We start from the raw sequence: 23777 nt of genomic DNA on the forward strand, positions 1-23777 counted from the left end.
ACCCTTGAATGCGCCCATACGTCAATTAACGTAGGGCTGCGTACGCCCCTCGGTGCACGCACTGCAAATAGACCTACGCACGGCAATGCGAGCACCTGCAACGCCCCAACGCGGTGCGCGCCTAGAACGCTTCTTGCTTTGTGCTGGGCATGGCCTCACCACAAGCACCCGATGCCCAGAGCGCACCACAAACGATTTTTCGTTTCCGGCGCGAGTACAACGCCTGGGTGGCCGACGAGACCATGGAGGACTACGCACTGCGCTACACGCCCAAGAGCTTTCGGCGCTGGAGCGAATTCCGCGTGGCCAACACGGCGTTCGGTTCGCTGTCATTCCTGGCACTGGAGGCCATTGGTGGCGCGATTGCGCTGAACTACGGCTTCAGCAACGCCATGTGGGCCATCCTCACCGTGGGCTTGCTGATCTTTCTGACCGGCCTGCCCATTGCCTACTACGCAGCGCGCTATGGGCTGGACATGGACCTGCTCACGCGCGGCGCAGGTTTTGGCTACCTGGGCTCCACCATCACGTCGCTGATCTACGCAGTGTTCACGTTCATCTTCTTTGCGCTGGAGGCTGCCATCATGGCGCTGGCGCTGCAGATGGTGGTGGACTGGCCGCTGGAGTGGTGCTACATCGCGTCGTCGCTGGTGATCCTGCCGCTGGCCATGCGTGGCATCACGCTGATCTCGCGCCTGCAGGCGTGGACGCAGCCGCTGTGGCTGTTCTTGCTGCTGCTGCCCTTTGTGTGGATTGCGCTGGCCCAGCCGCAGCTGTACCGCGACTTTGCGGGACTGTCGGGCCTCAAGAGCGGCAGCAGCCAGTTTGACCCGCTCATGTTTGGTGCAGCCGCGGCGGTGATCTTTTCACTGGTGGTGCAGATTGGCGAGCAAGTGGACTTTTTGCGCTTTCTGCCCGAGCGCACTGCCGCCAACCGCCTGCGCTGGTGGGGCGCGGTGCTGGTGGCGGGACCGGGCTGGGTGGTGATGGGCATGCTCAAGATGGCGGGTGGGGCCTTTCTGGCGTTTGCCGCGCTGCAGTTCGAGGTGGGCGCCCAGCGCGCGGCCGAGCCCACGCAGATGTTCCTCGCAGGCTTTCACCAGGTCATGCAGGCGCTGGGCCTGCCGGGCCTGGCGGTGGCCGTGACGGTGGTGTTTGTGGTGGTCTCTCAGATCAAGATCAACCTCACCAACGCCTACGCGGGCTCGCTGGCGTGGTCCAACTTTTTTGCGCGCGTCACCCGCAGCCACCCGGGGCGCGTGGTGTGGCTGGTGTTCAACGTGTTGATCGCCACCTTGCTGATGACGCTGGGTGTGTTTGGCGCGCTGGAGAAAGTGCTGGCCGTGTACAGCAACGTGGCCATTGCCTGGGTGGGTGCGCTGGTGGCAGACCTGGTCATCAACAAGCCACTGGGCCTGTCGCCCAAAGGCATCGAGTTTCGGCGCGCGCACCTGTATGACTTCAACCCCGTGGGCCTGGGCGCCATGGTGCTGGCGGCCACGGTGGCCTGCTGTGCCTATGCAGGGCTGCTGGGCGAAGAGGCGGCCGCGTTTTCGCCCTTCATTGCGCTGGTGCTGTCGATGGCGCTGGCGCCGCTGCTGGCCTGGCTGACGCAGGGCCGCTACTACCTGGCGCGCGCGCCGGGCAACGAGTGGCGGCCCGGCGAGATCGTGCGCTGCACCGTGTGCGAGAACCAGTTCGAGTCCGAAGACATGGCGCGCTGTCCGGCCTATGCCGCGCCCATCTGCTCGCTGTGCTGCTCGCTCGAATCGCGCTGCCACGACCGCTGCAAGACCGGCTCGCGCGCGGCCGATCAGTTGCGCAGCGTGGTGGAAGCCTTGCTGCCGCAGCGCTGGGCCATCAAGGTGAACTTTCGCCTGGGGCAGTACCTGATGGTGATGGTGTCGCTGTGCGCGGTGATGGCGTTTCTGGTGGGCGTGGTGTATGTGCAGGAAAGCCTGCAGGCGCCGGTGCCCGGCCAAATGCTACAGATGCCGTTTCTCAAGGTGTTTGCGCTGCTGGCGCTGCTGGCCGCCGTGTGCGCGTGGTGGGTGGTGCTGAGCACCGACAGCCGGCGCATGGCGCAGGACGAGTCGGAACGGCAGACGCAGCTGCTGCTGCAGGAAATCGAAGCCCACAAGCGCACCGACGCCGAACTGCAGGCGGCCAAGGACCAGGCCGAGTCCGCCAATCAGGCCAAGACGCGCTACGTGGCAGGCATGACGCACGAGCTGCGTTCGCCGCTCAACAGCATCCTGGGCTACACACAGATCCTGCTCAAGAACCCGCACACCGAGGGCTGGATGCGCGAGACGTTGTCGACCATGCAGCACAGCGGCCAGCACATGCATGCGCTCATCGACGGCTCGCTGGAGCTGGCGCGCATCGAGGCGGGGCGCTTGCGGCTGGACATGGCCCCGCTGCCGCTGCCCGAGCTGATCGAGAACATCGAAGCCATGCTGCGCCCGCAGGCCGAGGCCAAGGGCCTGCACTTTGTGGTGGAGACACTGGGCACCATGCCGGGCTGGATACGGGCCGACGCCAAGCGGCTGCGGCAGATTCTGATCAACCTGCTGTCCAACGCCGTGCGGTTTACCGAGCGCGGCGAGGTGCGGCTGCGCATGGACTTTCGCCAGCATGTCTCGCGCATCGAGGTGATCGACACCGGCATCGGCATCGAGCCGCAAGACCTGGAGCGCATCTTTGTGCCGTTTGAGCGCGGCAGCGCCGGGCGCCGCGCCAGCGAGGCGGGCACGGGCCTGGGCCTGACCATCACGCACCTGCTTGCCGAACTGATGGGTGGCCAGCTCACGCTAACCAGCACCCCCGGCCAGGGCAGCACCTTTACCGTGCGGCTGTACCTGCCCAGCATTGCGGTAGACCCGGCCTGGACCACGCCCAGCCGCGCAACACTGCGCCCCGTCATCGGGTACCTGGCGCCCCAGCGCACGCTGCTGGTGGTGGACGACCAGCCCCTGCAGCGCCAGCTGCTGGCCGGCCTGCTGGTGCCCCTGGGTTTTGAGGTGCGCGAGGCCGCCAGCGGGCGCGAATGCATCGAGATCGTGCGCCAGACACCGCCCGACCTGGTGCTGCTCGATATCACCATGGATGACCTGGACGGCTGGCAGACCGCCGCCCTGCTGCGCGAGTTGCGGCCTGCGTCGGAGCTGCCCATCGTGTTCGTATCGGCCAATCTGTTCGAGCACGAGGCCTCACGATTGGCGGCGCAGCAGTGCCAGGCTTTTGTGGGCAAGCCGGTGATCGAATCCGAACTGCTCCAGGCGCTGGAGCACGCGCTGCAGCTGGAATGGGTGCGCGACAACACGCCGCTTGCGCCCAGCCCCGAGCCCGCCGCGGGCCCCTCCAACCCGAACGACACCCCGGCCACGCTGCCCGACGAACTGCGCGAAGACCTGACCCGCCTGGCGCGGTCTGGCCAGGCCGCCGCGCTGCGCGAGCGGCTGCGGCGCGCACGCGGCGACCTGCCCGGCCATGCCGCCACGCTGGCGCTGCTGCAGGCCAGTGCCGACCGCTTCGACTTTGAGACCCTGGCCCACCACCTGCGCGAGCCCGAAGAGGGAACCCTATGAACGACGAATCCCATCCAGGCCAGCAGGTCAGCCAGCGCGTGATTCTGGTGGTGGACGACGCACTCGACACCCTGCGCATGCTGTGCGACGCCCTGGCCGCCGAGGGCTACGCCGTGCTGGCCGCGCGCGACGCCGAAGAAGCCCTGCAGCGCTTTGACCTGACCGTGCCGGACGGCGTGCTGCTGGACGCCGTGATGCCCGGCATGGACGGCTTTGCGCTGTGCCGCCGGTTGAAAGCCACGCCGCCCTGGTCGCACGTGCCGGTGGTGTTCATGACGGGCTTGTCGGACACCGAGCAGATCCTGCGGGGCTTTGCCAGTGGCGGGGTGGACTATGTGGTCAAGCCCCTGCGCATCCCCGAGGTGCTGGCCCGGCTCGCCACCCATGTGCGCAACGCCCAGGCCACGCGGCTGGCGCGCGAGGCGGTCGACGTGGCCGGGCTGGGCGTGGTGGTGCTGGACGGCCAGGGCCGCGTGGCCTGGCGCTCCCCGCAGGCATTGCGCTGGCTGGAAGCCGCCTTTGCCGCCGACCCCGCCCCCGCAGATGCCGCCGCTGCCTGGCTGGTGCGCGCGCAAGCCACCGGCGACCAGACCCTGGCGCTGGCCGACGGCCGCCAGTTGCTGGCCCGCCACCTGGGCGCGAGCGGCCTGGCGGAGTCGATGCTGCTGCTCAGCCGCACCACGCCCGAGGCCACCGCCCCGCGCCACCTGCAGCAGGTCGCGCTGACCCCACGCGAGACCGAGGTGCTGTCCTGGCTGAGCAAGGGCAAGACCAACCGCGACATCGCCGACATCCTGGGCATGAGCCCGCGCACGGTGAACAAACACCTGGAGCACATTTTTGAAAAGCTGGGGGTGGAGACACGCACCGCCGCTGCGGCCATTGCGGGGCAGCTACTGCAGGCCTGAGTTCGGATTTTCCGGATGGGCCACACCTGCCCCGTCCCTGCGAGCTGAGCCTGCCAAAGCCAGGGCCCTTCGACGGGCTCAGGGCGAACGATTCGTCCGATATTCCTGAGCCAGCGCCACATCAGGTGGTTTATGGGGCAAATTGGCATCTGACGCTTGTCTGAAGAGCACTCAAAGCTATTAAATCAATAGCAAAACATCTTGCAACCTCAAACAGACACTGGCTCCATGGCCGACGCCGGCAGGCCGAACAGGTGGTCGAACACCCAGTTGAAAACAAAGGTGTAGCAAAGGAAGAACACGATCAGCCCCAGGTCCATCACAAACGCGTGCCACAGGGTGATGTCAAACCACCAGGCAAACAGCGGCACGAGGGTGAAGACCAGCCCGCCTTCAAAACCGATGGCATGCGCCACGCGCCGCGCAACGCTGCGACCGCGCACGGGCTGGCGAGCTTCCCAGCGCTCAAACGCCCAGTTGAAGACGATGTTCCAGACGATGGCAATCACCGAGGCTGCCACGGCCACCACGCTCGAATGGCCCGCACCCTGGCCCGAGAGCAAGGCCAGCCCGGCCGTGGCCGCCGCGATGGCGATCAGCTCGTACAGGCTCACATAGATCAGTCGACGCTTGAGGCCCTGCAGGCCGAAAAGGGTGGGTTGCTTGTCCATGGCGGTGACTTTATGTGCCTGCAGCTGATATATAAAGTCAGCTTGTTTCAGTTTATTTGATAGATCACACCCATGGCCTTCTCTTCAGACAGCGTGCAGGTGTTCCTGGCAGCGCTGGACCACGGCTCATTTTCGGCGGCGGCGCGGGCGCTGTCGCGGGTGCCGTCGGCCGTGAGCATGACCATTGCCCACCTGGAAGCCGAGCTGGATGTGCAGCTGTTTGACCGCAGCGGCCGCGAGCCCCGGCCCACCGCCGCCGCACGCGCGCTGGAACCGCAGGCCCGGTTGCTCGCCGGGCAGCTGCAGCAGCTCAACGCCCAGGCGCTGGCGCTGACGCAGGGGCTGGAAGAGCGGCTGACGCTGGCCATCGCGCCCGAGCTGCTGGCCGCCCGCTGGACAGGCCCCCTGGCCACGCTGGCGTCGGAATACCCGCTGCTGCAGGTGGAGGTGCTGACCGCCCCGCAGGTGGATGCGCTGGCCCTGCTGCACAGCGGCCGCGCACAGCTGGCGCTGGTGTTCGAGCGGCCCAGCATCGACGGGCGCGAGGGTTTTCAGGAGGTGGGCACCGAAACCCTGGTGGCGGTGATGGCGCCGGACCATGCGGTATTGCAGGGCGCGCGCGCCTCGGCCCTGGCCCGGGGCGAGCCGCCCGAGCGCGCCATGCTGCGCGAAGAACACCTGACCACCACGCGCCAGATCGTGGTGGCCAGCCGTGACCTGGGGCAAACCGACCCCCGTTTTGTATTTGCCCGCCACCACTGGCGCACCGACAACCACCTGGCCGCGCTGGGCATGATCGAAGCAGGCCTGGGCTGGGGCTGGCAGCCCCGGGCGTTGGTGCAGCCGCGCATCGAGGCGGGGCGGCTGGTGGAGATGCCGTTTGAGAACCTGAGCAACGGCACCGCACTGTGGGTGGATGTGGTGTGGTCCAAGGAACGGCCGCTGGGCCTGGGCGCGGCGCGGTTTGTGGCGCTGATGGCCACGGCGGCCAAGGCAGCACCCCGCTGAGCGCTCCTGCAAGGCAGGCGCTGCCCGCCCCCATGCGCACCCAGAAGGCAAGGGAGCGTTGCTGCAAAGGCAAATGCGAATTGTTTGCATTTGCATGGATAATGACGACCTTTCATTTGCACCCCGCCCGTGCCCCGTTCAACACGACCTCTCTCCCGTGCGGCGGTTTGCACGGCGCGCGGGAGCAAGCCCCGCCGTTTTCTCTCTACCGATCTGCACCATGCATCCCTCGATTCCCCGGCCCGCCCGGCAGACTGCTACGGCCCGCGCCACCCTGGCGCTGTGCGCCTTTACCGCCAGCGCCGCCATGGCCCAGACGGCACCCCCTGTTTCATCGGCTCCACCGACCGACGCCGTCCCCACCAGCCCCGCCCTGTCGGAAGTGCAGGTGCGTGACAGCAGCGCCACCACCGGCTACCAGGGCGCGCAGCGCAACACCGCAGCCACACGCACCGACACGCCGCTGATCGAAACCCCGCAGTCCGTGCGCGTGGTGCCCCAGCAGCTGATGGAAGACCTGGGCGCCACGCGCCTGGCCGACACCGTGGACTATGTGAGCGGCATCACCCGCCTGAACGACTTTGGCGGCACCTGGGACAACTATGCGATCCGTGGCTTCAGCAACACCGACGGCGGCCAGCTGCTCAACGGCTTTGCCTCCAACCGGGGCTATGGCCCGCAGCGCGACGTGAGCTCGGTCGAGCGCATTGAATTTCTCAAAGGCCCGGCGGCCGCGTTGTATGGCAGCAGCGAGCCGGGCGGCACGCTCAACATCGTCACCAAAAAGCCGCAGTTCACTCCCGCGCACAAGGCGGGTGTGCAGGTGGGCGGGCATGGCTACCGCCGTGCCACGCTCGACACCACAGGCCCGCTGGGCACGGACGTTGCCTACCGCCTGAACGTGGCGGCCGAGGACGGCGCGAGCCGTACCGCGCTGGTGGACAACCGCAAGATGGTGGTGGCCCCGTCCCTCACCTGGAACCTGGGCGCCAACACGGTGCTGAACTACGAGGCGGAGTTCATCCGCATCCGCACCCCGCTGGACCGGGGCATCGTGCAGGTGCGGGGCAACGTGGGCGCGCTGCCGTCCGACCGGTATCTGGGCGACCCCAGCCGCGAGAACCTGCATGTCAACGGCGACACGCACCAGCTGACGCTGGACCACGACCTGGGCCAGGGCTGGCGCACGCGCCTGGGCGCGTCGTACCGCGAGACGGACCTGTATGGCCCAGCCATCGACCTCACGGGCGCGCTGGCTGCTGACGGCCGCACTCTGACCCGCCGCGACAGCTGGCGCAGCCTGCCAGCGCGCGATGCATCGCTGCAGGGCGAAGTCGAAGGCAAGCTGCAAGCGGGCGGCTTCAGCCACACCGTGCTGGCAGGTGTGGAGACCTGGCGGCTCACTGCGGCGCAGGACATCCGCTACTCCAGCCTGGCCAGCCAGCCGTTTGCCATCGACATCTACAACCCGGTCTACAACCAGCCCGTGGGCAACCTCACGCCGGGTTTTGACCTGGTGGACCGCACCCGCGCCACGGGCGTATTTGTGCAGGACCAGATCGACCTGAGCGCGAAGTGGAAGCTGCTGGCGGGCGTGCGCTTTGACCGCTTTCACCAGGACAGCGAAAACCGCCTGGCCGCCACCCGCCAAGTGCAGGAGCATTCGGCCACCACGCCGCGCATCGGGCTGACCTACCTGATCAACCCCAACACCTCGGTCTATGCCTCGGCCGGACGCTCGTTCCGCCCCAACGCAGGCACGGATGAAAGCGGCAAGGCGTTCGACCCGCAAAAGGGCCAAGCCCTGGAACTGGGCGCCAAGTGGCAGTCGGCCGACCAGCGCCTGAACGCGAGCGTGGCGCTGTTCGATATCCGCAAGACCAATGTGCTCACGCGCAGCCCCACCAACGCCAACTTCAGCATTGCGGCGGGCGAGGTGCAAAGCCGGGGCCTGGAGCTGGATGTGGCCGGGCAGATAGACACCCACTGGCGCATGACGGCCAACATGGCCTACACCGACACCGAGGTGACCCGCGACAACAACCCCGCCCTGCTGGGCAAGCGCCTGCTGAACGTGCCCCGCGTGAGCGCCGGCCTGTTCGCCATCCGCGAAGACCAGGCGCCCTGGGGCGGCCGCTACGGCATCGGCGGCGGCCTGGTGCATGTGGGCGAGCGCACAGGCACCGCTACCGACACCTACCGCCTGCCCGCCTACACCACGGCGCGCATCACAGGCTACTGGCAGATCGACAAGCGCACGCGCCTGACGCTGGATGTGCGCAACCTGTTCGACAAGGCGTACTACACGGCCTCGTGGGGCGCACTCACCGTGATCCCGGGCCTGGGGCGCCAGGTGGTGGCGGGGGTGCAGGTGGTTTTTTGAGCCAAACAGGGCTCTAGCGCTTGTTTATCAAGCGCTGATAGCTATACATTTAATAGCAATCAACTGCTGCACGACAAGGAAAACTTCTGCTTTCACCATCCTCCGGCACCCAGAGGCGGTCTGCCCAGCCACCGTCTACCGCCAATTGGCGCACCGCTGCGCGCGTGGTGGGGCAGTGGTCCAGCGCCTGCAGGTGGTTCACCACCAGCGTGCCGTGGGCCAGCTGCGCGGCTTCGGCCATGTCGGCGGCGTCCATGAGGATTTCTGCCCCCACATCGAACCGGGCCCCGCCCGCAGGCAACACCGACACCGTAGGCTGAAGGCGCGCCAGGCAGTCGCGCACCGTGGGCGTGAGCATGGTGTCGCCCGCCAGGTAGACGCTGGGCTCGCCCGGCAGCTCCAGCAGGTAGCCGTGGCCGTGCTCCATGAAGCGGCCCACCCAGCCGGTACCGTGCACACACGGGATCGGCGTGACATGGCCGCCCAGCGCCCACGGCTGGCGCGCTGGCCCCGCCAGCGGCCACACCAGCAGGCCGCGCTGCGCCAGGTAGTCGGCATCGCGTGGCATGCAGATCACCGGAATCTGCCGTTCGCGCAGAAAGCGCTTGCCAGCGCGGTCCAGGTGGTCGAAATGGCCGCGTTGGCAGTGCGTGATGAGGGCGTGGGTCACGCGCTCCAGCAGCGCATCGGTGCCCCCGGGCAGCTCCACAATGGGATTGCGCTGGCGGCCCGTGCCCAGATAGCGCAGCGCGGGCAGGCTGCCCCTGGGGGCGAGCATGGGGTCCACCAGCAGGCCCACGGGGCGGCCCTGGGATTGGAATTCAAGAAGCACGGTGGCGTTGCGCAATTGGGTGATCTGCATGGTGTGGGCTCCGAAGCCAGTGGGTATGCAGTGGATTGTTGGGAATCGAACGCCCGGCGAGAATGGCCTGGTTTGACAATTTCTTTCCATTTCTAGCCAAACTACCCCGCCACCATGCGCCGCACCACCGCACCACCTGCACCACCCTTGCGCCTGGCACTGTTGCTGTACCCCGGTTGCATGCCCGCAGGCCTCTTTGCCACCGCCGACCTGGCCCGCGCCGCCAACCTGCGCGCGCAGCGGCCGGTGATCACCACCTGCTGGGCCGGTGCAGACCTGCAGCCTGTGCCCACCTGGCAAGGCCCCGCCCTCACGCCCAGCGTCAGCCTGGTGCAGGCCGAGGTGGACGCGGTGCTGGTGCCAGGCCTGTGGCTGTCTTCGCCCGACGGACTGCAGGCGCCGCAGCAGCAACAGCACATCGCGCCCGCCATCGCGGCACTGCGCGCCCTGCCCCGCCGCACCCAGGTGTGGAGCTATTGCGCGGGCGTAGCGCTGGCTGCGGCCAGCGGCCGGACGCGCGGGCGCGGCGCCACGGCCACCTGGTGGCTGCGGGCCCCGCTGCAACAGCAGTTTGGCGCGGTGCACTGGCGCTTTGACGAACCTTTGGTGGAAGACGGCCCCATCACCACCGCGGCAGGCGCCAACGGCTACCTGCCGCTGATGCTGCACGCGCTGGCAACGCGGCTGGACGCAGAAGCCCTGGCAGATCTGCAGTCGCTGCTGATGCTGCCCCGCCCGCGCACCACCCACCCGGCGTTTGCGGGGCACGACCTCATGGCAGTGACCGACGCCGAACTGCGGCGCGCGATGCTGTGGGTGCAGCGTTGCCCCGCCACCGCACTGCGCCTGCCCGCGCTGGCCGAGGCGCTGGGCCTGTCGCCCCGCACGCTGGCGCGGCGGGTGCAGGCGCACACGGGGCTTTCTGCCGCGCACTGGATGCGGCGCATCAAGCTGCGGCAGGTGAGCGAGGCCCTGTGCGACACACCCCTGCCGCTCAAGCGCATTGCCGAGGACCTGGGGTTTGCCAGCGAGGCGGGCCTGCACCGCGCCTTTCAGCAGGCCACAGGGCAGACGCCGCTGGCCTACCGCATGGCGCACGGGTGAAGGCGCAGGGGGGGGGCAGCCAGCGCACGGGATCGTTCACAAGGAGGATGCCGCCGAGCGCAAAGTTTGCGATCATGCACCCGCTCCCTCTGCATCAACTCTCAGCACCACGACAGGACGAACACCCATGCCTGCTTCCACCTACACCGCTACCTGCCACTGCGGCGCCGTCGAAGTCGAGGCCACGCTGGACCTGGCCCAGCCCACCTACCGCTGCAACTGCAGCATCTGCCGCCGCACGCGCTTCTGGCCTGCCGTGGCACTGCCCGGGGGCTTTCGCATCACCCGGGGCGAAGGCGACCTCACGCGATACACCTTCGGCACCCACAAGAACCACCACTACTTCTGCCGCCACTGCGGCGTGCGCGTGTTCGGCCACGGCACCGACACACCGATGGGCGAGATGTACGGCGTGAACGTGGGCTGTATCAATGGCCTGACCGACGAAGACCTTGCGCGCCTGGCCATCGTGCGGGTGGACGGGCTGCACGACCAGTGGCAGCAGGCACCGGCGCACAGCGGATATCTTTGAGGGCCCCGCAGTGTTCCAATAGCGCCACTGCCGCTGCCCTGCCTGGAGTCTCCATGCCTTTTCCGCTTGATCCGAGCAAGTCCTCTTTGATGCAGCGCCTGCTGCCCTGGCAGCCTGCGCCTGCAGAGCCTGCGACCGACGAACGGCGCCGCGAGCCCCCCCGGCACACCGTGTCACTGGAAGACTTCGATCCCGGCGCCAAACCCTTCTCGCTGGGCGACAAGGCCCAGGACAAGGCAGCCGTCGAAGACCTGGCGGTGGAACTGGACGGGCTGCAGAACCTGTTCTACGCCGACAAGCGCTACAAGCTGCTCGTGGTGCTGCAGGGTACCGACACCTCGGGCAAGGACGGCACCATCCGTGGCGTGTTTGGCCGCATGAGCGCCTTGGGCGTACACGCTGTGGGCTGGAAGGCCCCCACCGAAACCGAGCGCGCACACGACTACCTCTGGCGCATCCACCAGCAGGTGCCGCAGGCAGGCGACATCACCGTGTTCAACCGCAGCCACTACGAGGACGTGCTGGTGCCCGTGGTCAACGGTTGGATCACGCCGGAGCAGCACCAGCAGCGTCTGGCACACATCAACGACTTTGAACGCATGCTCAGCGAGACGGGCACCATCGTGCTCAAGTTTCTGCTGCACATCGGGTTTGACGAGCAGCGCGAGCGGCTGCAAGAGCGCCTGGACGACCCGGCCAAACACTGGAAGTTCAGCATGGGCGACATTGAAGTGCGCAAGCAGTGGGCGCAGTACCAAGATGCCTATGGCACCCTGCTCGCTGCCACCCACACGCCCTGGGCGCCCTGGACCATCGTGCCCGCCAACTCCAAGACGCACCGCAACCTGATGATCGCCACGGTGCTGCGCGAGGTGCTGCAGAAGCTGGACCTCCGCTACCCGGCAGGCGACCCCGCGCTGGCCGGCTTCACGGTGAAATGACCGCTCGTGCGGCAGTGCAGCACGCTGCCTTCTCGGCGTTTTCACTGGCCACATTTTTGTTGCAGTGCCGCATTGGGCGGTGTTTTCCCGTGGTTATGCATTAATTGCATAGCACCAAAACACTACGGCCTTAGACAGGGTGCAGCGGCAGGCATAAGCTTCGCAGCCTGAACTGATCCCACAAGGAATTCACCATGTCGCAACCCGTCGGCGCCCCTGCCGCACAATCCCACCCCCTGCCCTCGTACCTGCAGGCCGACCACCTCGGCCCCTGGGGCAACTACCTGCAGCAGGTAGACCGCGTCACCCCCTACCTGGGCAGCCTGGCGCGTTGGGTGGAAACCCTCAAGCGTCCCAAGCGCATCCTGATCGTGGACGTGCCGATCGAGCTGGACAACGGCACCATCGCCCACTACGAAGGCTACCGCGTGCAGCACAACCTGAGCCGGGGCCCCGGCAAGGGCGGCGTGCGTTTTCACCAGGACGTGACGCTGTCGGAAGTGATGGCCCTGTCGGCCTGGATGTCGGTGAAGAACGCTGCGGTGAACGTGCCCTACGGCGGCGCCAAGGGCGGTATCCGCGTGGACCCCAAGAAGCTCTCGATGGGTGAGCTGGAGCGCCTGACGCGCCGCTACACCAGCGAGATCGGCCTGCTGATCGGCCCGTCCAAGGACATCCCTGCGCCTGATGTGAACACCAACGGCCAGATCATGGCCTGGATGATGGACACGTATTCGATGAACACCGGCGCCACCGCCACCGGCGTGGTGACCGGCAAGCCCGTGGACCTGGGCGGCTCGCTGGGCCGCGTCGAGGCCACCGGCCGCGGCGTGTACACCGTGGGCGTGGAAGCCGCCAAGCTGACCGGCCTGGCGCTGGAAGGTGCCCGCATCGCAGTCCAAGGCTTTGGCAACGTGGGCGGCATTGCGGCCAAGCTGTTCGCCGAAGCAGGCGCCAAGGTGGTGGCTGTGCAAGATCACACCGGCACCATCTTCAACAGCAAGGGCCTCGATGTGCCCGCGCTGCTGGCGCATGTGAAGACCCGTGGCGGCGTGGGCGGCTTTGCGGGTGCCGATGTGATGAAGGCCGAGGAGTTCTGGGGCGTGGATTGCGAGATCCTGATCCCTGCCGCGCTGGAAGGCCAGATCACCAAGGACAACGCAGGCCAGATCAAGGCCAAGCTCGTGATTGAAGGCGCCAACGGCCCCACGACCACCGAGGCCGATGACATCCTGCACGACAAGGGCGTGCTGGTGCTGCCCGACGTGATCGCCAACGCGGGCGGTGTGACGGTGAGCTACTTTGAATGGGTGCAGGATTTTTCCAGTTTCTTCTGGAGCGAGGACGAGATCAACGCCCGCCTGGTGCGCATCATGCAGGAGGCCTTTGCGGGCATCTGGCAAGTGGCGCAAGAGCACAAGGTGAGCCTGCGCACCGCCACTTTCATCGTGGCCTGCCAGCGCATTCTCCATGCGCGCGAAATGCGCGGCCTGTATCCGTAAGCCCCCCTGAGCGGCTGCGCCGCTTCCCCCGAGGGGGACGCACCCGGTGGCCTGGCGGAGTCAGTTCCACGGGTGCACTGGTGTGAGGGCCGCGCGCCCCGCAAAGGCCACGCCCATCCAGGCGGCAAGTCCCTTTCAAAACCGCCAGCGCCGCGATCCGGTCCTGGCGGTTTTTTGCTTTTCTCCGTGTTGGCACACATGCGCTGTGGCGCTGTGGCGCCGCAGCGACGGTGCCGGGATGCCGTGTGCCGTTGGCTGGTCCAAACCGACCGCACAGCCGCGCCAGCAACAACAAGATACGTGTACATACAAATTGTGGCGGTTTGCAACCTGCGCACATGAAAGACTGGCTGGCCATGCCTTCTCTCGGAGACTTCCGTGGCCTTTCCATCCCTGCGCAGCCTGGTGGTGCGCTTTCTGCTCAGCCGCCTGCGCACGGCGCGGTCGGTGGCGCGCCTGGCGTACCGACGCCATGCCCACAAACCCGCGCTCATCGACCGGCGTGGCACCCTCAGCTACGCACAGCTGCAAGAGCGCGTGCAGCGGCTGCAGGCCTGGATGCAGGCGCAGGGCGTGAAGAAGGGCGACGTTGTGTTCACCCTGCTGCCCGAGACCGGTGAACAGTACGAAGCCCGGCTCGCCACGTTCGAGAACGGCACCATCTTCGCGAGCTTTCACAAACACCTGCCGGCCGATGCGGCGCTGACCACCATGGTCCGCGTCCGGCCGGCGGTGCTCATCCACGACCCGCTGCTGAGCGCGCCCATCCTCCAGGCCGTGCGCGAACAACTGCCAGGGATACACCTGCTGGCGCTGGGCGAAGACTACGAGCAGGCACTGGCGCAGCATGCGCCTGCCCCCGGCACGGCCGCGCTGCACGAAGACGATATCTTTGCGCTGCACATGACCTCGGGCACCACGGGGCTGCCCAAGTCCATCGGCTACAGCAACCGCAAGTACCTCGACAGCGTGCGGCTGATCTCCAAGTCCATCGATTTCCGCCCCCCCGCCAGCCGCCAGGATGTGAACATGCTGGGCCTGCCCCTCACCGGCCCTGGCTCGGGCCTGGTGCTGCCCACCCTGCTGGCGGGCGCCACGCTCGTGATGCCCGAAGACTTCAGCGCCGCCACGCTGGCCGCGTTGATCCAGAAGCACCGCGTCTCGCGCGCCTTTCTGTCGCCCTCGGCCATCATCGACCTGCTCGACGAGCCCACGCTGGGCCAGTACGACCTCTCGTCCCTTACGCATGTGCCCTATGGCTCCGAGATGATGCCGGCGCCCAAGATTGCCGAGGCCATCCGCCGTTTCGGGCCGATCTTCCAGCAAGGTTATGGCTGCCTGGAGGCGCTGCCGCCCATCACCTGGCTGCTGCCTCACCAGCATGTGGACGCGCAGGGCCAGCCACTGGGCAATGACATCCTCTCCACCGTGGGCCGGGTGATGCCCGGGGTGCAGGTGGTCATCCGCGACGAACAGTTTGCGCCCCTGCCGTTGGGCCAGATGGGCCTCATCACCGTGTTGACGCCGGTGCGTTTTGACGGCTATTGGCTCGACCCCGAAAAAACCCAGGAGACGCTGCGCGACGGCTGGGTGGTGATGGGCGATGTGGGCTATTTCGATGCGGCTGGCTACCTGCATGTGCTGGGCCGCAGCGCCGACCGCGTATTGCGCCACGGGCAGTGGCTCAACCCCCGCGAGGTGGAAGAGGTGGCGCACACCCACCCCGCCGTCAAGGAGGCCTGCCTGGTACAGCACGGTGCCCGTGCTGTGCTGGTGCTGAGCCTGCGCCAGAGCTGGCGCACCGGGCATGACTGGCAAGCGCTGGAGCACGACATTGCCCAGTATCTGGCACACAAGCTGCCCGCCGACCACCAGCCGGACGATGTACGCATCGTCGAAGAGATCCCGCGCAGCTTCCTCAACAAGATGCTGCGCCGCGAGGTGCGCCTGATGCTGGAGGCCGCCCCACCCCGCGTGGCCCATGCTCCCACCACGGGGAGCCCGACGGCGTCTCTTTCGGCCGCACATCCATGACGGGCCCCGCCACCCGGCTCTCGCTGGGCACCAAGCTGGGCTATGCCACCGGCAATGTCGGCCTGCAGATGCAGATTGCCGCCATGAACTTCATGCTCATGATCTTCTACACCGACGTGGCCCTGGTGGCGCCTGCCGTGGCTGGCGCGGCGCTGCTGGTGGGCAAGGTGTGGGACACCATCAACGACCCGCTGTTTGGCTGGATGACCGACCGCACCCGCTCGCGCCTTGGCCGCCACCGGGTCTATCTGATCTATGGTGCGGCTCCGCTCGCCATCGCAGCAGCAGCGGTGTGGATGGTGCCCCCGGGCCTCAGCCCGTGGGCCGCGTTCCTGTGGATCGCCCTGACCTACACCGTGTTCGACACGCTCATGACCCTGGTGCAGCTGCCCTACCAGGCCATGGCTGCCAACATGACCCGTGACTACGACGAGCGCACCAGCCTCACGGCCTATGCATCGATGGGCGCCCTGCTGGGTTTTTTTGCGGGCAGCGTTTTCATGCCCATGCTGGTGCGCGCAGCCCCGGACGCACGCACGGGCTATGCGCTGGCGGGCTCGTGTTTCGGGCTGGTCGCGGGCGTAGCCGTCGCTGTGGTGGCCTGGCGCGTGCGCGAACCGGCAGAAAGTGTGGCGGACCAGGGGGTGCGGCCTGTGGATGCCGATACCCCCGCAATGTGGGAGTCGGTGCGCGAGACCTTGCGGACCACGCTGCACAACCGCCCCTTCCTGATGCTGATGGGCGCTGCAACGCTGGTGCGCCTGGGCCTCACGCTCGTGCAGGCCTCGCTCGCGTATTTCGTGATCTACCAGCTGCAGGGCGACAAGGGCGACCTGCCGCGCTTCATGGGCACCCTGCTGGGCGTGGTGGGCCTCTCGTTGTTCATGTGGAAGCGCGTGGTCGACCGCTGGGAAAAGAACCTGGCCTACATCCTGGGCCTGGTGTTCTGCGCGGCCGGGCTGGTGGCGCTGTACTGGGTGGGCCCGGGTGACCAGCGCCTGGTCACCGCCATTTTGGTGGTGGTCGGTATCGGCATGGGAGCCCACTGGATCGTGCCTTTTGCCATGGTGCCCGACACCATCGACCACGGCCACATGCAAACGGGCGAACGCAAGACCGGCATGTACTACGGCCTGTACGGCCTGATGGACAAGCTGGCACGCACGCTGGCCACCGTGCTGGTGGCTGGCATGCTGGACGTGACGGGCTATGTGCCCAACGTGGCGCAGTCCGCCACGGCGCTGCAGGGCATCACGCTGATGACGGGCATCCTGCCGGCGGTGTGCCTGGTGCTGGCCATTCCGCTGCTGGTGGCCTATCCGATCACCCGTTCACGCCACGCAGACATACTGGAGCGCAGTGGCAGGCACTGAGCCCCGGCAATCGCCCCGCCCTACACGGCCTGTTGCGGGCAGTGGGTCGCCAGGTCATTCCAGCCAGCGTACGTTCTGCAGAATCTCGTCGAAGAAACTGCGCAAGGTGACTGCAGACATGCTGTAGGGATCGAAATCTGCAGTCCCTGAGTATTTCAGGAACAGCTGGCGATTGGATTCGAGTGACGCAATCAGCCCCATCGACCAGCCGGTGAAGCGCCGGCAAGGAATTTCGCTCATGTCCAGGACCGCCGTGTCGCGGTGGCGGCCGTCTTTCAGCAAGCGGTGGTACAGCGCGTTGACGGCAGCCCGGTCACCTTCGAGCAGTTGCAGAAAGATGCCGTTGTTCAGGCACAGGGCGCCCGTGATCCCGGCGCGGGTGTTGTTGCGCTGCGAGGCCCCCAAAATGTCCTTGACGTCTGCAGGCCCCAGCACACGCGAAGACCGGCTCGCGTAGATCAGTTGTATCAACATGTGTGTCTCCAAAACGCCGAGTGTGTCAGCGCTGGCCTTGCCCGGTGGCCCGCTCGGAAAAAACCCCTCAAAACCCATCGCCGAATCCGCCCGAAGGGACTTCAAACGGACTTCGAATACCCAGGATGGGGCATGGGTGGAGGGTCTTTGCGCGCAAGAGCACCGCAGCCAGAGGGGATCGTGTAACTTTCGGTAGCTCAACTCGGTACCCGGTACGACACCCATGACGGAATTGCCGCCTCCCCTGCCTGCCGACGACGCCCTGATACAGGCGGCGCTCACCGCCCCTCTGCGGTTGGCTGCGGTGCGCGAAACCGGCTTGCTCGACAGCATCGCCGAAGAGAGCTTTGACCGATTGACCCGGCTGGCCTCCACGATCACTGGCGCTCCCGTCACCTTCATCTCGTTGCTCGACGCGCACCGCGACTTCTACAAAAGCACATTTGGCATGGGCGAGCCGTTGAGCACACTGCGACAGCTCACCGGGCGGACGTTCTGCCACTACTCCATGGTGTCTGACGGGCCCCTGGTGCTGGAAGATGCCACGCAGTTGCCCGTGTTCCGCGATGTGCCCACCGTGGCGTCGCTCGGGGTGCGCGCCTACGCAGGCATCCCCCTGAAAACCGAAGCGGGCGAGGTTCTGGGCAGCTTTTGTGCGGTTGATTTCAAGGCCAAGCAGTGGACGGAAAAGGACATCGAAATCCTGGTCGAACTGGCCCACTCCACGATGCGCGAGATCCGGCTGCGCCGGGCATTGCGCGACGCCGAGGTGCTCAACCAGCAGCTGGTCGAACAAATCCAGAAGGTGGACGCACTGAACCTGGCGCTCAACGAGCTGGCCCGGACCGACCCGCTCACCGGCCTGCGCAACCGGCGCGCATTTGACGACAGCCTGGAGCTGGAACTGGCCGTGGTGGAGCGCACGCAGTCGCCCCTGAGCCTGCTCATGCTGGACGTGGACCATTTCAAGCAGATCAACGACAACTTCGGCCACGAGGCTGGCGACAAGGTGCTGCGGTCCATCGCGCAGGTGCTCAGCGGCTGCGTCAGGATCATCGACATCGTGGCCCGGGTGGGCGGCGAGGAATTTGCCGTGATCCTGCCCCACACGGATGCACAGGGCGCCCACGAAGTCGCCCAGCGCATGCGTGTTGCGGTGGCCCAGGCCGGCTGGCTGAGCCAGCCCACCACCATCAGCATTGGTGCGGCCAGCTTGCGGGATGCAGAGAGCGCGTGCAGCCTCTTTGCACGGGCGGACGCAGCGCTGTACGCCGCCAAGAAATCCGGGCGAAACCGCGTGGTGACGGCGTGAACCGCCTGAGGGCGTTCAGCGCGATGCGCTGCCGTACGCCGAAGCGTCCACCGTGGCCACCGAACGAAAAGCCGGCTTGGCAAACAGATAGCCCTGCATCAGGTGTATCCCCACATCGAACAGAAAGTCACGCTCGGCAGGTGTCTCGATGCCTTCGGCGACGACCTTGATGTTCATTTCCTCGCACAGCCGCACAAGACTGCGCACGATGGCCTGGCGGGCGCGGTTGGCATCCACGTTGCGGATCAGGTCCATGTCGATCTTGATGATGTCGGGCTGAAAATCCGACAGCAGCTTCATGCCCGCATAGCCTGCACCGAAGTCGTCAATGGCGGTCTGGAAACCGCAGCGCTTGTACTCGCGCAGGATCTGGGCAAACCAGGGGCCGTCTTCAATGCGCTCGCCCTCGGTCACCTCAAAGATGATCTGAGAGAGCGGAAAACCGTTCGCCTTGGCAGCCTCCAGGGTCGTGCGGATGCACACCTCAGGTTTGTAGATCGCATTGGGCAGAAAGTTGATCGACACCGGCTGCGCCATCCCCAGCTCTGCTGCGCCTTTGATGGCTTTGACCCGGCAGGCCTGGTCAAAGCGGTAGCGGTTGTGGTCGTTCACCTGCGCCAGCACGGTCATCGCGCCCTCGCCACCCGGCCCCCTCACCAGTGCTTCGTGCGCAAAGACCACACGGCGCTCCACGTCCACGATGGGCTGGTACGCGTAGTCAAACTGAAACCCCAGCCCCACGGCCTTGCCGCAATCCTCGCAGTCCTTCGGAGTGCCGTCCAACGGGACGAAACCGGCGGGGAAAGAGGCATTGGACGGGGAGAGGGGAAGCACGCGCATGGCCAGGATTCTCCGTTCGATTCACCAAACAAGGGGGTTGGGCTGGATTTGACCTCACACAGGCCACTGCTTGCAAATGACCGGTGTGCAAAGAGCTTGATTGGCACCCGGATTGCTATCAAGCGCTGGACGCCGGGCCCACCGGTTCGGGCGGCAGCACGCCGCGCATTGCCAGGCAAAACGGCTGCACACATTCAGCCCGCGCGGCATAGGGGCAGCCCACCGTTTCGCACAGGCCGGATGCGCCATTGCGCGCACGCTCATCCTCACGCGGCACCTGGCCGCTGGCCTGCAGCACGGCCATCTGCGTCCACGGGTCCAGACGGCCCGTGGCCTGCTGGAGCATGTCGCGGCCGTACACCGTGGCGGCCAATTGCGGCTGCAAGTCCAGCACCAGCAGCGCACTGGTGCGCGGTGCGGCGGCGTCCATGCCCTGCAACACCAAAGCCATCACGCCCGACTGCAGCGGCTGGCCGCCCCCGGCAAACGGCACCTGCAGCGCGCCGCCTGCAGCACTGGCGTTTGCGCTGGCCTGTGCTGCGGCTGCACCGGTCGCTGGCGACGCCTGCGTCGCCAGCCATGGCACCGGTGCACGCAAGGTCAGCGCCAGCCCGCGCGGCCCCTCGGGTGTCAACACCACCCCCTGACGTACCAGCCAGGTCTGCAGCGGCGGCTGGTCGGCATCCAGCGCCCCACTCTCCAGCGCCTGCGCCATGCCGATGGGCCAGGGCTGCGCGGCCACTACGCGCTGCGGCACCCCGGCCTGGGCCGTGACCTGCGCCACGAGCGCGCTCACCAAACGCAGCAGCGGCGCACCCAGCCCCGTGGCAGGCCAGTCAACGCCTGACAACGATGCCGCCGAAGGGGCGGACACGGCGGGTGCCGACGTTGGCGCCCCCACGGGAAGTGGGGGCGGCGCCAGCGGCAGTAACGGCCCACGCGGCGCAGGTCCCGCCTTCACCCCTGAAGCGGCAGCATGGCCCGCTACTTCGCGCCGCGGGTCAAAACCCGCGCCCAACTGCTCGCGCGCCTGGGCTGAAATGCTGGCCTTGTCGGCAGGTGCGGGCAAAGGCCCAGCGGGGGGGCTGGGCGAGGTGGTTGTGGGCGGCGGCGCGCTCGGGTCGGCGGTGGGCAGCGGTGCGGGCGCAGGCGTGGGTTTGTCCAGCCCCAGCAGTGCGCTCTGCCGCTGCAGCGCCGCCTCGGCCAGAAACTGGGCCACGGGCGGAAGCGCGTTGCGGGAGGGGTCGATAGGGAGGGACATACCGTACGTGCAAAGGGATGCCCGATTCTGTAGCGATTCCGCCAGTGTGAACAGGGCGCGCTGCCCACAGCGCGGCAGCTCATTAATGAGCTATTAAATAGATAGCATAAAATACAATACAGTAAAGCGCCAGCGGCCTATTTGATTCAAAATCTTATCGACCCGCCTGCCTGCCCGACGCCAGCACCCCGTGGTTCCAAACCCCGCCATGCCCCAGCACCCCACCCTCCCGTTGTCCGACAACACGCCAGGCCCCAGACCAGCGCCTCACCGCTGGGTCGCACCCGCCCTGCTGGGCGCGGTGGCGGGCTTTCTGCTGTTCAGCGCGTGGATCTTTTCACCGGGCTGGGAGCGCGCATTCCGCTCCGACAACTCGCCCGCATCGTGGCTATCGAGCGCGCTGCTGCTCACGCTGTGCGTCACCGCGCTGCGCCTCACGGCCGAACGCTGTCTGCCCTGGCGGCTGGGTGTGTGGCTGGTGCTGGCCTTCGGCGCGCTGGCGCTGGACGAACAGTTCATGCTGCACGAGCTGTGGAAGTTCCGCTGCCACGAATGGATGGATGCATGCCGCTGGAGCGCCGTGCGCGAGGTGCCGATGCTGGCGGTGGCCTTGGTGGGTTTGGTCACGCTGGCCCGGCTGCACCGGGCACTGAGCCACCGCAGCACCCGCTGCCTGCTGTGGGCAGGGTTTGCCGTGGGGCTAGTGGCCATTGCGGTGGACCAATGGCCCGAGGTGCGGCCGTATTGGCCCTGGTTACCAGAGGTTCCGGAGTTGCTGGCTACGCTGGAAGAAGCGTTGGAGGTGATGGCGGAGGCACTGGTGCTGGGAGCGTTGTTGCGGCAACCGGCGGTCACCAGGACAAGCCAAACGACGGCAGCTGTCTAACCGGAATCTGTATGCGAATTTCCACCTTCCCGTACGCGCATCGGATACTTTGCATGCGAGCGGTTCGTGCCAACGCAAAGGTCGCTCTGCCACGTTGTCGGCCGCACATAGCTGCATTGCGTACGATTATTTTCAACACAGGAACGTCGATGGCACGTGCTCTTTTCCTATCTATCGCTGCTTTATTTCTCGTAGCAGGGTGCGAAAACGCTGATAGTTTGCGCATTGAGGAAACACGAAGCAAATTAGTCGGTACTTGGCTGAGGGACGATGGTACGGACGGGGAAAAGTCGCTCCGGTTGCTCTATCTAGGCGCCGATGGCAAATTCGTCGACAGCATTTCAATGTCAAATTCAGAGGGCCGCATAGAGCGCACTGAGCTTTCTGGCGAATGGTCTTATGACGGGAAAAGCCTCAAACGCCGATTTCTGCAGGAGAACGGACGTCAATTTTCTGGCGGACGAATGCGGTACGCCACTTTTACGCTCGTCTCTGCGGAAACATCGGAGTTCGTGGTGAACGACAACATCGTTGGCCGCGAAGTCAGATATCGCAGGACTTTCGAGGGAGCGCAAAAGTGAGTCGAGGCACCCACACACCTCGCTCAGCTATCAAGTGCACTCCTCATCCACCCAGTGCCCCGCCCGGAACCACTGGCCACCGATATTGAGGTACCAGCGCCATTCAAAGATCGGCTCGAAGCTCATGCCGCCGGGCGAAGGGGTGTCGATGCGCAGGATGTCTGCGATGCCATCGCGGTCCAGGTCGATCTCGTGCACCAGCACGGCAGTGTTCTTGCGCTGGGGCTTGTCCCGGATGGGGGGGGCGGCGGGCTGCATCCAGCTCGTGGCGTATCGCCGGGTCTTCACCTTCACCGCATCAGGCGGCAGCTTTCCGGGCAGCACCAGGTGGGTCAGCACCTCGGCACTGTCGGACAGCTTGGCATAGCCGCGTACGGGCTGGGCTTCTTCGCCAGGGTCGTTGAACCCGCGGCCGGGGTAGTGGCCGCCGCAGTAATGGTCTTCGTTGCTGATGTCCCAATAGCGCTGGCGCACGGTGTGGGCCCCCACCAGGCCCTGGTGGGTAATGGCATAGAGGGTCAGCGCAGGGGCAAAGGCCTGGTCGGCAGAGCCCACGTCCCAGAAGCCGGTGATGTATTCGATTTCAGGCCCATTGTGGCGGTTGAACCGGCCCACGGGCGCCCCGGTAGGAATGACGCTGATGCGGGCGCCCGCCACGGCAGCCAGGCCGTCGGCATCGGTCTCATGCAGCAGGGCCACGCTGGTGTGGCTGCGAAAGTACGACGGGGCAATCGTCGGCAAGGTCGGCTTGGCGGCCAAAGGGGTCACGGCGGGAATGTGGTCCACGGCACGGGTGGCCAGCTTCAGGTCGTCCAGCGGGTTGACGGGGCGGCCCCGGTCGATCTCCTGCTCGGGCCGCAGCACCACGCCAGCGCGCATGAGCTTTTTGGCGGCCTCCCATTCAGGACGCATGGGGTACTGCACCGGCATTTCATGCGCGTGGCTCTTGACCAGCGCGGGCAGCTGCAGGGCTGGCGGACGCGGCAGAGCGTTGCCGTATGCGCGCAGGCGGTTGGGTGACGGTGCCACCCAAAAGGCGCGGGCCGCATCCTTGCCCGCCTGGGCCAGGGTGAGGGGCTGGTCGGCCAGCAAATTGCAGGCGATGTGAGCCTGGAGCGGCTCTGCCAGCGGGGGACCCAGGCGGGCATCGCCCGCATAGAGCACGGCGCACCAGCCATCGCGCTCGGTGAGCTGTTGCAGCACGGTGTTGGCGGGTACTTGGGCGACGATGCGGGCCTGGGATTGAGCCGACTCGCGCAGGTTGACCCACGAGCCTTGCACATAGCGCTGCTTGGCGGGTGCTACAGCCGGGGCCTGGGCCCACGCGCTGGCGCCCGTCAGCGCGGCAACCGCCGCAGCCGCCATGGCGACCGCTAACGCGGCGGGAACTCGGAAGCGTTGCTGGGCTTTCGATGTCGTGCTCATGTGTGTTGACTCCCTTCGCGATGGGCGTGAGTATCGCCCGCCCGGGAGACCCACTCCGGTCGGGCCCTTCGGCCTGTCTGAAGAACACAG

19 protein-coding genes are annotated in these 23777 nt (G+C 66.5%); 13 read left to right on the forward strand and 6 right to left on the reverse strand.

The genetic code is table 11. The features are described from left to right. Window positions 1-149 precede the first annotated feature (149 nt). Both ACODS0_RS05350 and ACODS0_RS05355 read left to right on the forward strand, forming a co-directional pair. On the forward strand, window positions 150-3590 hold the full coding sequence (locus ACODS0_RS05350) for a hybrid sensor histidine kinase/response regulator (protein WP_488833367.1): 3441 nt from the start codon (window positions 150-152) through the stop codon (window positions 3588-3590). Next, the gene (locus ACODS0_RS05355; RefSeq protein WP_121507922.1) at window positions 3587-4498 is read left to right on the forward strand and encodes a response regulator transcription factor; all 912 of its coding nucleotides are present in this window, start codon (window positions 3587-3589) and stop codon (window positions 4496-4498) included. Before ACODS0_RS05350 ends, ACODS0_RS05355 begins: the two co-directional genes overlap by 4 nt. 209 nt (window positions 4499-4707) lie before the next feature. Here ACODS0_RS05355 and ACODS0_RS05360 read toward each other — a convergent pair whose 3' ends face one another. After that, window positions 4708-5169, reverse strand: a complete 462-nt coding sequence (locus tag ACODS0_RS05360) for a PACE efflux transporter (RefSeq protein WP_199727052.1) — start codon at window positions 5167-5169, stop codon at window positions 4708-4710. Between the two features lie 72 nt (window positions 5170-5241). Here ACODS0_RS05360 and ACODS0_RS05365 point away from each other — a divergent pair, with 72 nt between their 5' ends. Both ACODS0_RS05365 and ACODS0_RS05370 read left to right on the forward strand, forming a co-directional pair. Beyond that, window positions 5242-6177, forward strand: a complete 936-nt coding sequence (locus ACODS0_RS05365) for a LysR family transcriptional regulator (protein WP_121421883.1) — start codon at window positions 5242-5244, stop codon at window positions 6175-6177. A gap of 220 nt (window positions 6178-6397) precedes the next feature. Further along, window positions 6398-8560 carry a TonB-dependent siderophore receptor gene (locus ACODS0_RS05370; protein ID WP_488833371.1) on the forward strand — a complete coding sequence of 721 codons (2163 nt, stop codon included), beginning with the start codon at window positions 6398-6400 and terminating at the stop codon, window positions 8558-8560. 49 nt (window positions 8561-8609) lie between these two features. On the opposite strand, the gene ACODS0_RS05375 is transcribed toward ACODS0_RS05370, so the two are convergent. Beyond that, complete coding sequence (locus tag ACODS0_RS05375; RefSeq protein WP_488833373.1) at window positions 8610-9422, reverse strand: MBL fold metallo-hydrolase; 813 nt, start codon at window positions 9420-9422, stop codon at window positions 8610-8612. Between the two features lie 114 nt (window positions 9423-9536). Between ACODS0_RS05375 and ACODS0_RS05380 the strand changes: the two genes are divergently transcribed. The 6 genes from ACODS0_RS05380 (at window position 9537) to ACODS0_RS05405 (ending at window position 16908) form a co-directional block, all read left to right on the forward strand. Next, window positions 9537-10526 carry a GlxA family transcriptional regulator gene (locus tag ACODS0_RS05380; RefSeq protein WP_488833374.1) on the forward strand — a complete coding sequence of 330 codons (990 nt, stop codon included), beginning with the start codon at window positions 9537-9539 and terminating at the stop codon, window positions 10524-10526. Window positions 10527-10653: 127 nt separating this feature from the next. Continuing rightward, on the forward strand, window positions 10654-11058 hold the full coding sequence (locus ACODS0_RS05385) for a GFA family protein (protein ID WP_121507926.1): 405 nt from the start codon (window positions 10654-10656) through the stop codon (window positions 11056-11058). Window positions 11059-11111: 53 nt separating this feature from the next. Then, window positions 11112-11999, forward strand: coding sequence for a PPK2 family polyphosphate kinase (locus tag ACODS0_RS05390; protein ID WP_487261599.1), 888 nt, complete (start codon window positions 11112-11114; stop codon window positions 11997-11999). Window positions 12000-12193: 194 nt separating this feature from the next. Further along, a complete protein-coding gene (locus ACODS0_RS05395; RefSeq protein ID WP_055398770.1) occupies window positions 12194-13501 on the forward strand; it encodes a Glu/Leu/Phe/Val family dehydrogenase in 1308 nt (435 codons plus the stop codon). Between the two features lie 378 nt (window positions 13502-13879). Beyond that, window positions 13880-15535: a class I adenylate-forming enzyme family protein gene (locus tag ACODS0_RS05400; RefSeq protein ID WP_488833378.1), complete on the forward strand. Its 1656-nt coding sequence runs from the start codon at window positions 13880-13882 to the stop codon at window positions 15533-15535. Next, entirely contained in the window at window positions 15532-16908 is a 1377-nt protein-coding gene (locus tag ACODS0_RS05405) for an MFS transporter (protein WP_488833379.1), read from the forward strand. The genes ACODS0_RS05400 and ACODS0_RS05405 overlap by 4 nt, the downstream gene beginning before the upstream one ends. A gap of 54 nt (window positions 16909-16962) precedes the next feature. Here ACODS0_RS05405 and ACODS0_RS05410 read toward each other — a convergent pair whose 3' ends face one another. Beyond that, the gene (locus ACODS0_RS05410; protein WP_055398776.1) at window positions 16963-17382 is read right to left on the reverse strand and encodes a BLUF domain-containing protein; all 420 of its coding nucleotides are present in this window, start codon (window positions 17380-17382) and stop codon (window positions 16963-16965) included. Between the two features lie 223 nt (window positions 17383-17605). Between ACODS0_RS05410 and ACODS0_RS05415 the strand changes: the two genes are divergently transcribed. Further along, window positions 17606-18694 (forward strand): sensor domain-containing diguanylate cyclase, encoded by a 1089-nt coding sequence (locus ACODS0_RS05415; protein WP_218301314.1) that lies wholly within the window; start codon window positions 17606-17608, stop codon window positions 18692-18694. 15 nt (window positions 18695-18709) lie between these two features. Here the strand turns inward: ACODS0_RS05415 and ACODS0_RS05420 are convergent, their stop codons facing one another. Further along, a complete protein-coding gene (locus tag ACODS0_RS05420) occupies window positions 18710-19534 on the reverse strand; it encodes an EAL domain-containing protein (RefSeq protein WP_218301315.1) in 825 nt (274 codons plus the stop codon). Between the two features lie 118 nt (window positions 19535-19652). After that, window positions 19653-20795 (reverse strand): hypothetical protein, encoded by a 1143-nt coding sequence (locus tag ACODS0_RS05425; protein ID WP_488833384.1) that lies wholly within the window; start codon window positions 20793-20795, stop codon window positions 19653-19655. Window positions 20796-21003: 208 nt separating this feature from the next. On the opposite strand from ACODS0_RS05425, the gene ACODS0_RS05430 reads away from it, so the two are divergent. Further along, window positions 21004-21681, forward strand: coding sequence for a hypothetical protein (locus ACODS0_RS05430; protein ID WP_488833388.1), 678 nt, complete (start codon window positions 21004-21006; stop codon window positions 21679-21681). A 149-nt stretch (window positions 21682-21830) separates the two neighbouring features. Next, window positions 21831-22262 (forward strand): hypothetical protein, encoded by a 432-nt coding sequence (locus ACODS0_RS05435; protein WP_147433787.1) that lies wholly within the window; start codon window positions 21831-21833, stop codon window positions 22260-22262. 30 nt (window positions 22263-22292) lie between these two features. Here the strand turns inward: ACODS0_RS05435 and ACODS0_RS05440 are convergent, their stop codons facing one another. Continuing rightward, a complete protein-coding gene (locus ACODS0_RS05440; protein ID WP_488833391.1) occupies window positions 22293-23687 on the reverse strand; it encodes an SH3 domain-containing protein in 1395 nt (464 codons plus the stop codon). Window positions 23688-23777: the final 90 nt, after the last annotated feature.

The organism is Acidovorax sp. FG60 (assembly GCF_057808995.1).